Source organism: Streptomyces sp. NPDC059897 (assembly GCF_042730865.1).
GTDB lineage: Bacteria > Actinomycetota > Actinomycetes > Streptomycetales > Streptomycetaceae > Streptomyces.
In genome coordinates this window covers 78750-88574 of sequence record NZ_JBHWKQ010000031.1, presented here as the reverse complement: position 1 = coordinate 88574, position 9825 = coordinate 78750, and the positions used below count along the sequence as shown (strand labels likewise).

Genomic DNA, 9825 nt, shown 5'->3' with positions numbered 1-9825 from the left:
GTTTTTGTGTCTGGGGGGGGGGGCCCCCGGCGGGGGGCCCCCCGCCACCGGCTTTTCCACGTCCGTGAACGGGAGTTGAGGCCCCCTTGACTTGACCATGGACGGTCACGATTCTGGCGCTTGTTCGCTTCTGCGGCATCGCGCCACAACCGTGGCAGACAACTGCAAGGGGGGCTCATGCGACGAAGTGTGGGACGAAGAACGGAACGGACGGGACCCGGAGCGGGACGACGGGCGAGATCGATCCTCGCTGTCGGAGCGCTGGTCCTGGGGGTGGGAGGCGCCGCACTGGCGCCCGTCGCCCACGCGGACGACGATCCGGCGAAGAGCGGTCAAGGCGCGGACGCCATCAAGGTGTTCCGCGCCGAGGTGTCGAAGGAGCAGATACCGCTGCTCCTCCAGGCCGGCCAGGACGGCCACGAACTCAGCGAGCAGGCGCCCGACAAGGGCACCGCGAAGGTCGAGGTCTACCTCACCGACAAGCAGGCCGACGGCCTTCGCAAGAAGGGCGTCGAGGTCACCGAGCACAAGCTGAGCAGCGCGGCCGCGGCCCGCGTGAAGGCGGCGGGCGACGGCGTCTTCCGCCCGTACAGCGGCAAGGGCGGCCTCCAGGAGGAGATCCTCCGTACCGGCCAGCAGAATCCCGACCTCACCAAGGTCGTCTCCATCGGCAAGACGGTCCAGGGCCAGGACATCCTCGCGCTCAAGCTCAGCAAGAACGCGAAGAAGACCAAGGACGGCGCGAAGCCGTCCGTGCTCTACATGTCGAACCAGCACGCGCGCGAGTGGATCACCCCGGAGATGACCCGCCGCCTGATGCACCACTACGTGGACAACTACTCCAAGGACGCGCGCGTCAAGAAGCTCGTCGACTCCACGGAGATGTGGTTCGTCCTCTCCGCGAACCCCGACGGCTACGACTGGACGTTCAAGGACGCGGCCAACCGCCAGTGGCGCAAGAACATGCGCGACAACAACGGCGACGGCAAGTACACGACCGGCGACGGCGTCGACCTCAACCGCAACTTCGCCTACAAGTGGGGCTACGACGACGAGGGTTCGTCACCCGACCCCGCCAACCAGACCTACCGCGGCGCGAGCCCGGGCTCCGAGCCCGAGACCAAGGCCATCGACGCCTTCCAGAAGCGCATCGGCTTCGAGTACGGCATCAACTACCACTCCGCCGCCGAACTGCTGCTCTACGGAGTGGGCTGGCAGGTCGCCACGCCGACCCCGGACGACGTCCTCTACGAGGCGCTCGCCGGCACCCCGGAGAAGTCCGCGATCCCCGGTTACCACCCGCAGGTCTCCTCGGAGCTGTACACGACGAACGGCGAGGCCGACGGGCACGCGGCGAACGTGAACGGCGTCTCGCTGTTCACCCCCGAGATGAGCACCTGCCAGACCGCGTCGAACGTCGACCCCAACGACGCCTGGAAGCCCGGCGACTGCGCGTCGATCTTCACGTTCCCGGACGACGAGAAGCTCATCCAGGCCGAGTTCGCGAAGAACATCCCCTTCGCGACGTCGCTCGCCGAGACCGCCCTGCACCCGGACCAGCCCTCGTCCGCGGTCGGTCTCGAGGCTGCCGACTTCACCCCGGCGAAGTTCACGACTTCGTACGCCCGCGGTGGTGACCAGGAAGTCTCCGTGATCGCCCGGAAGTCGGTTCGTGACAAGGAGCTGAACTACCGCATCAATGGCGGCCGTTCGCACGACGAGGAATTGCGCGCCTGGAAGGGCGGCGAGACCTACGGAGGCGATGACAATCTGCACTTCGACGCCTATCGGGCGAAGGTCGAGGACGCGGATGCGGGCGACAAGGTAGAGGTGTGGTTCACGGGACGGACGAAATCCGGAAAGCGCACAAGCAGCGAACCGTTCACCTACACCGTCGCGCCGCGCGACAAGGGTGACACTCTGGTCGTCGCGGAGAACGACGCCGCGGGTGTGCAGACGGGCGCCTACGTGGCCGCGCTCAAGGAGGCGGGCCGCTCCCCGGTCGTCTGGAACGTCGCGAAGCAGGGCGCTCCCGACCCGCTCGCGGTCCTCGGCCACTTCAAGGCGGTCGTCCACTACACGAGCGCCGACCGCCCTGCCCTCGCCACCCAACTCGCCATCCGCGACTACCTGAACGAGGGCGGCAAGCTCGTCGAGGCCGGCGAGAAGGCGGGCGGCTCCGTCGACATCGGCGACACCACGACGAACGACTTCAGCCAGTACTACCTGGGCGCCTACTCGCGCACGGCCTCTCCCGTGGCGACCCGCTTCGACGGCTCCGGTGCCCTCGACGGGATCGCCGCGAGCCTCAAGGACGCCCCCGGCAACCCGCTGAACGGCGCGGGCCTGTACGAGGCGACCTCCGCCACGCTGCCGAAGTTCACCAGCGCGGGAGCGGGCCAGTACGAGGGCGCGGGCATGGCGGCCGCCCTCCACACGGACGACGCCTACAAGCGTCTGACCCGCACGATCGACCTCAGCCAGGTCACCGCGGCCCAGCAGCCCATGCTGCGGATGCAACTACTGTGGGACACCGAGCCGGGCTACGACCACGCGATCCTGGAGGCGCACACGGCCGGCCAGGAGGACTGGACGACGCTGCCCGACAGGGACGGCTACACGTCGAACAAGGTGCCCACCGAGTGCGAGGCCGGATTCTTCATCCAGGACCATCCGGCGCTCACCCGCTATCTCACGCCGGACGGCGCCGCCTGCGGCAACACCGGCACCTCGGGCCAGTGGAACAGCCTCACCGGCTCCTCGGACGACTGGAAGACGGTCACGTACGACCTGAGCGCCTACGCCGGGAGGACCGTCGAGGTGTCCCTCAGCTACGTGAGCGACCCCGGCACCGGAGGCGAGGGCGTGCGCGCCGACAACGCCTCCGTGGTCATCGGGGGACAGGCCACCCAGACCGAGGACTTCGAGGCGTCGCTGGGCGTCTGGAAGGTGCCCGGGCCGCCCGCGGGCAGCCCGCCCGCCGTGAAGGACTGGGCACTCGCCAAGGACCTGTTCACGACGTACGGCGCGATCCGCACCCCCGACACGGTGCTGCTCGGATTCGGCCTGGAACATGTCACCGCGCCCGCCGACAGAAATGCGCTCATCCGAAAGGCCCTGCGCTCAATTAGCGAGTGATCGGGGTCTGAATTACCCGTGAAATACACAGCGGCCCGTACGTTACTCACGAGTACGGGCCGCTGTGTCCTCCATAGAGTCGCTCGATGTCACCCCAAGCCTTTATGGGAGGTAGGGTCGGAGGCGGTCGGGGACATCCCAAATAAATCTCGCCGGCGTCGATACTCCGGCGTACCAACGAGGAGATCGGTTCGTGACGATCCGCGTAGGCATCAACGGCTTTGGCCGCATCGGTCGCAATTATTTCCGCGCCCTCCTTGAGCAGGGTGCAGACATCGAGATCGTGGCTGTCAACGACCTGGGTGACACCGCGACCACCGCACACCTTCTGAAGTACGACACCATCCTGGGCCGCCTCAAGGCCGACGTGTCGCACACCGAGGACACCATCACGGTCGACGGACACACCATCAAGGTGCTGTCCGAGCGCAACCCCGCCGACATCCCGTGGGGTCAGCTGGGCGTCGACGTCGTGGTCGAGTCCACCGGCATCTTCACGAAGAAGGCCGACGCCGAGAAGCACATCGCGGGCGGCGCCAAGAAGGTCCTCATCTCGGCTCCGGCCAAGGACGAGGACATCACCATCGTGATGGGCGTCAACCAGGACCAGTACGACCCGGCGAACCACCACGTCATCTCGAACGCGTCCTGCACCACCAACTGCGTGGCGCCGATGGCGAAGGTTCTCGACGAGAACTTCGGCATCGTCAAGGGCCTCATGACGACGGTTCACGCGTACACGAACGACCAGCGCATCCTGGACTTCCCGCACAGCGACCTGCGCCGCGCGCGGGCCGCCGCGGAGAACATCATCCCGACCACGACGGGCGCCGCCAAGGCCACCGCCCTGGTCCTGCCGCAGCTCAAGGGCAAGCTCGACGGCATCGCGATGCGCGTCCCGGTCCCGACCGGATCGGCCACCGACCTGGTCGTCGACCTGCAGCGCGAGGTCACCAAGGACGAGGTCAACGCCGCGTTCAAGAAGGCCGCCGACGACGGCGCCCTCAAGGGCATCCTGTACTACACCGAGGACCCGATCGTGTCCTCGGACATCGTCAGCGACCCGGCCTCCTGCACCTTCGACTCCTCCCTGACGATGGTCCAGGAGGGCAAGACGGTGAAGATCCTCGGCTGGTACGACAACGAGTGGGGCTACTCCAACCGTCTCGTCGACCTCACGGTCTTCGTCGGCGGCCAGCTCTGAACCTCTAAGGTTCTGGAGCAGCAAGGCACTCAGATGTGAGCGAAGGGTCCGGACCCGCGCGATGCCGCGCGACAGTCCGGACCCTTCGCGCGTCAGCCGCCACGGTTCAGCCTTCAAGGCCGCCCATCTCAAGAACGTGCACGACCAGCCCTCTCAAGGAGCCCATCCATGAAGACGATCGAGGAACTTCTCGCCGAAGGGGTCGACGGGAAGCGGGTGTTCGTCCGCGCCGACCTCAACGTGCCGCTGGCCGACGGCGTCATCACCGACGACGGTCGCATCCGCGCCGTCCTGCCCACCGTGCAGGCCCTGGCCGGCGCCGGCGCCAAGGTGATCGTCGCCTCCCACCTCGGCCGTCCCAAGGGCGCCCCGGACCCGCAGTTCTCCCTGCTGCCCGCGGCCGAGCGCCTCGGCGAGCTGCTCGGCAAGCCGGTCGCGTTCGCCCAGGACACGGTCGGCCCCGCGGCCAACGAGGCCGTGGACGGCCTGGAGCCCGGCCAGGTCGCCGTCATCGAGAACCTGCGCTTCAACGCCGGCGAGACCAGCAAGGACGACGCCGAGCGCGGCGACTTCGCCGAGCAGCTCGCGAACCTCGCCGACGTCTACGTGGGCGACGGCTTCGGCGCCGTGCACCGCAAGCACGCCTCCGTGTACGACCTGCCGAAGCGGCTTCCGCACTACGCCGGCTACCTCATCGCCACCGAGGTCGGCGTCCTCAAGAAGCTCACCGACGACGTCAAGCGCCCCTACGTGGTCGCGCTCGGCGGCGCCAAGGTCTCCGACAAGCTGGCCGTCATCGACCAGCTGCTCGGCAAGGCCGACCGCCTGCTCATCGGCGGCGGCATGGCGTACACCTTCCTCAAGGCCAAGGGCTACGAGGTCGGCATCTCGCTCCTCCAGGAGGACCAGATCCCGACCGTCACGGAGTACATGGAGCGCGCCGAGAAGAACGGCGTGGAGCTCGTCCTCCCGGTCGACGTCCTGGTCTCGGCGGAGTTCCCCGACCTCAAGGGCAAGACCCCGGCCAACCCCTCGACCGTCGCCGCGGACGCCATCCCGGCCGACCAGGAGGGCCTGGACATCGGTCCTCAGACCCGCAAGCTGTACGCCTCGAAGCTCGCCGACGCCGAGACCGTGTTCTGGAACGGCCCGATGGGCGTCTTCGAGCACCCCGACTACGCCGAGGGCACCAAGGCGGTCGCCCAGGCCCTCATCGACGCTCCCGGCTTCACCGTGGTGGGCGGCGGAGACTCCGCCGCCGCGGTCCGTACCCTGGGCTTCGACGAGAAGGCATTCGGCCACATCTCGACCGGCGGTGGCGCCTCCCTCGAGTACCTCGAGGGCAAGACGCTGCCCGGTCTCGCCGCACTGGAGGACTGACCCCGCATGACTGCTCCCGTACAGGGCCGCACGCCGCTGATGGCGGGCAACTGGAAGATGAACCTCAACCACCTCGAGGCCATCGCGCACGTCCAGAAGCTCGCTTTCGCTCTCGCGGACAAGGACTACGACGCCGTCGAGGTCGCCGTCCTGCCGCCGTTCACCGACCTGCGCTCCGTGCAGACGCTGGTCGACGGCGACAAGCTGAAGATCAAGTACGGCGCCCAGGACGTGTCGGCGCACGACTCCGGCGCGTACACCGGCGAGATCTCGGGCCCGATGCTCGCCAAGCTGAAGTGCACCTTCGTGGCGATCGGCCACTCGGAGCGCCGGCAGTACCACGACGAGACCGACGAGATCGTCAACGGCAAGGTGAAGGCCGCGTACAAGCACGGCCTCACGCCGATCCTGTGCGTCGGTGAGGAGCTGGACGTCCGCGAGGCGGGCGACCACGTCTCCCACACGCTCGCCCAGGTCGAGGGCGGCCTCAAGGACCTGCCCGCCGAGCAGGCCGAGACCATCGTCATCGCGTACGAGCCCGTGTGGGCCATCGGCACCGGCAAGGTGTGCGGCGCCGACGACGCGCAGGAAGTCTGCGGGGCCATTCGCGGCAAGCTCGCCGAGCTGTACTCGCAGGACGTCGCCGACAAGATCCGCATCCAGTACGGCGGCTCGGTGAAGTCCGGGAACGTCGCGGAGATCATGTCCAAGCCGGACATCGACGGCGCGCTGATCGGCGGCGCCTCGCTGGACGCGGACGAGTTCGTCAAGATCGTTCGCTTCCACGAGCAGTGACACGGGCAGCGAGTAGGCGCTAGGCGCCATACGTCGTACCCTTGCGGGGCCGAGGCTCTTTACCGGGCTTCGGCCCCGTCGTCCAAGCAAGTCCGACATATAAGTCCGAGGAAGTTGGTCCAGCCGTGGTTATGGGGTTCTCGATCGCCCTGATCGTCTTCAGCCTGCTGCTGATGCTCCTGGTGCTCATGCACAAGGGAAAGGGTGGCGGCCTCTCCGACATGTTCGGTGGCGGCATGCAGTCCTCCGTCGGCGGCTCCTCGGTCGCCGAGCGGAACCTCGACCGGATCACGGTCGTGGTCGGTCTCCTGTGGTTCGCGTGCATCGTGGTGCTCGGCATTCTGATGAAGATCAACAACTGACTTTCGGGCGCCGCTCCGGCGGGCCGGCCCGCCACAACCGCATATCTCCCACGTAAAGCCCCATGTTCGGTACGCGCTCAACAACGCGGCCTATCATGGGGCTTGCGTCTGGGGAGCGATGTAACTCCAAGCACTGGACGCGCGTTGGGCCTTACGTAGACTGAGGCGCTCCGCGGCGAAGCTGATACGCCGACACGCTTCGCGGCACCATCACGCAGGGAGTTACGACCGTGGCAAGTGGCAACGCGATCCGAGGAAGTCGGGTCGGGGCGGGGCCGATGGGCGAGGCCGAGCGCGGCGAGTCCGCGCCGCGCCTGCGCATCTCCTTCTGGTGCTCGAACGGGCACGAGACGCAGCCGAGCTTCGCCTCCGACGCGCAGGTGCCGGAGACCTGGGACTGTCCGCGCTGCGGCTTCCCGGCCGGGCAGGACCGGGACAGCCCGCCGGACCCGCCGCGTACGGAGCCGTACAAGACGCATCTGGCCTACGTGCGGGAGCGGCGCAGCGACGCGGACGGCGAGGCGATCCTTGCCGAGGCGCTCGCGAAACTGCGGGGCGAGATCTGACCCACCGAATGGGCCGGTCACCTGAGAAGGTGCCCGGCCCTTTCTCGTACCTCTTTCGTGTGGCCACGGAAAGGCCCGATTCACCCTGATCAATTAGGTTGGACGGGAGCAGCGGGCACCGTACGTACCCAGGTACGAGAGAAGGCTGAACTTCGAGATGAACGCGTCCGACAAGCAGGCAGCACTCACCCAGACGCCCGAATGGCAGGCGCTCGTCAAGCACCGGCAGCAGCTGGGCGACGTGCGGCTGCGGGAATTGTTCGAGGCCGATCCCGCGCGCGGGTCCGACTGGACGCTGCGCGTCGGTGACCTGCACATCGACTACTCGAAGCACCTCGTCACGGAGGAGACGCTGCGGCTGCTGCGCGAGCTGGCCGCCGCGACCGACGTGTTCGGCCTGCGCGACGCCATGTTCCGCGGCGACAGGATCAACACGACCGAGGACCGGGCCGTCCTGCACACCGCGCTGCGCGCCCCGCGCGACGCGGTGATCGAGGTCGACGGCGAGAACGTGGTGCCGGGTGTGCACGCCGTCCTCGACAAGATGGCCGCCTTCGCCGACCGCGTCAGGGCGGGGGAGTGGACCGGGCACACCGGCAAGCGGATCAGGAACGTCGTCAACATCGGCATCGGCGGCTCCGACCTCGGCCCCGCGATGGCGTACGAGGTGCTGCGCTCCTTCACCGACCGCGGGCTCACCGTCCGCTTCGTGTCGAACGTCGACGGGGCCGACCTGCACGAGGCCGTACGGGACCTGGACCCGGCCGAGACGCTGTTCGTCATCGCCTCGAAGACCTTCACCACGATCGAGACGATCACCAACGCGACGTCCGCGCGCAACTGGCTGCTCACCGAACTGAGGGCCGGTCAGGAAGCCGTCGCCAAGCACTTCGTGGCGCTGTCGACGAACGCCGAGAAGGTGTCGGAGTTCGGCATCGACACGGACAACATGTTCGAGTTCTGGGACTGGGTCGGCGGACGCTATTCGTACGACTCCGCGATCGGCCTCGCGCTGATGATCGCGATCGGGCCCGGTGCGTTCCGCGAGATGCTCGACGGCTTCCACCTCGTCGACGAGCACTTCCGCACCGCGCCCGCCGAGTCCAACGTGCCTTTGCTGATGGGCCTGTTGGGCATCTGGTACGGCAACTTCCACGACGCGCAGTCGCACGCGGTGCTGCCGTACTCGCACTACCTCTCCAAGTTCACGGCGTATCTCCAGCAGCTCGACATGGAGTCCAACGGCAAGTACGTGCAACGCAACGGCGAGGAGGTCCGCTGGCAGACCGGACCCGTCGTGTGGGGCACGCCGGGCACGAACGGGCAGCACGCCTACTACCAACTCATCCATCAGGGAACGAAGTTGATCCCGGCGGACTTCATCGGCTTCGCCGAGCCCGTCGCCGATCTGCTGCCGGGACTCGTCGCCCAGCACGACCTCCTGATGGCCAACTTCTTCGCGCAGACCCAGGCGCTGGCGTTCGGCAAGACGCCGGACGAGGTGCGCGCCGAGGGGGTGCCGGAGGAGCTGGTGCCGCACAAGACGTTCAAGGGCAACCACCCGACGACCACGATCCTCGCGAAGGACCTCACGCCGTCCGTGCTCGGGCAGTTGGTCGCCCTCTACGAGCACAAGGTGTTCGTGCAGGGCGCCATCTGGAACATCGACTCGTTCGACCAGTGGGGCGTCGAGCTCGGCAAGGTGCTCGCCAAGCGCGTGGAGCCCGCGCTCACCGAGGGCGCACAGGTGCCGGGGCTCGACGAGTCGACGAAGGCGCTGGTCGCGAAGTACCGGGAGCTGCGGGGACGTTAACGATTATTGGGGTGCGCGAAGCCCTTCCGGCGGGCGAGACTGCCCGTCCGTGACCCTGCCGGGAGGCACCCTGTGGACCAGCTCATGTCGGCGCTCGCCGACCCCGATCGACTCAGGCTCTACGCGCGCATCGTCCTCGACGACCTGCCGCCCCGCGAGGCCGACTCTCCACTGGCCCGCAAGCACCTCGGCAAGCTGATCGCCGCGGGGCTCGTCCAGCGCCTCGACGACGGCTCGCTGCGGGCCGGGCCCGAGATCTTCCGCCACCACCGGGCCGCCGAGCCCGCCTCGGGGGTCCCGCGCCACCTCACCGGGTTCTTCTCCCGGGGCCGCCTCACCGCCATACCGGTACGCCCGACCGTCCGCCACGACCTCCTCGTGCACCTCACGGGCACCCTCTTCGACGCCGAGCGCACGTACAGCGAGCGCGAGGTCAACGAGGCGCTGCGCACGGTCCACGACGACACGGCCGCGCTGCGCCGCTACTGCGTCATCGACGGCCTCCTCGTACGCGAGAAGGACGGCTCGGACTACCGGGTGCCGCAGCACGCGTAAGGCCCCACTTCT

At 67.9% G+C, this 9825-nt stretch carries 8 protein-coding genes; all 8 read left to right on the top strand.

Going from position 1 to position 9825, the window contains the following annotated elements; genetic code table 11:
* Positions 1 to 177: 177 nt before the first annotated feature.
* Positions 178 to 3138, top strand: coding sequence for a M14 family zinc carboxypeptidase (locus tag ACFV9W_RS28510; RefSeq protein ID WP_385766177.1), 2961 nt, complete (start codon positions 178 to 180; stop codon positions 3136 to 3138).
* Positions 3139 to 3331: 193 nt separating this feature from the next.
* Positions 3332 to 4342 (top strand): type I glyceraldehyde-3-phosphate dehydrogenase, encoded by a 1011-nt coding sequence (gene gap / locus ACFV9W_RS28505; protein ID WP_385766174.1) that lies wholly within the window; start codon positions 3332 to 3334, stop codon positions 4340 to 4342.
* 168 nt (positions 4343 to 4510) lie between these two features.
* The gene (locus tag ACFV9W_RS28500) at positions 4511 to 5722 is read left to right on the top strand and encodes a phosphoglycerate kinase (RefSeq protein ID WP_385766171.1); all 1212 of its coding nucleotides are present in this window, start codon (positions 4511 to 4513) and stop codon (positions 5720 to 5722) included.
* A gap of 6 nt (positions 5723 to 5728) precedes the next feature.
* Complete coding sequence (gene tpiA / locus ACFV9W_RS28495) at positions 5729 to 6517, top strand: triose-phosphate isomerase (protein WP_385766168.1); 789 nt, start codon at positions 5729 to 5731, stop codon at positions 6515 to 6517.
* 131 nt (positions 6518 to 6648) lie between these two features.
* The gene (secG, locus tag ACFV9W_RS28490; RefSeq protein WP_189698983.1) at positions 6649 to 6879 is read left to right on the top strand and encodes a preprotein translocase subunit SecG; all 231 of its coding nucleotides are present in this window, start codon (positions 6649 to 6651) and stop codon (positions 6877 to 6879) included.
* 230 nt (positions 6880 to 7109) lie between these two features.
* Entirely contained in the window at positions 7110 to 7445 is a 336-nt protein-coding gene (locus tag ACFV9W_RS28485) for an RNA polymerase-binding protein RbpA (RefSeq protein ID WP_072483070.1), read from the top strand.
* Positions 7446 to 7602: 157 nt separating this feature from the next.
* Entirely contained in the window at positions 7603 to 9258 is a 1656-nt protein-coding gene (gene pgi, locus ACFV9W_RS28480; RefSeq protein WP_385766165.1) for a glucose-6-phosphate isomerase, read from the top strand.
* 72 nt (positions 9259 to 9330) lie between these two features.
* On the top strand, positions 9331 to 9813 hold the full coding sequence (locus tag ACFV9W_RS28475; protein WP_385766162.1) for a DUF2087 domain-containing protein: 483 nt from the start codon (positions 9331 to 9333) through the stop codon (positions 9811 to 9813).
* The last annotated feature ends 12 nt before the right edge of the window (positions 9814 to 9825 follow it).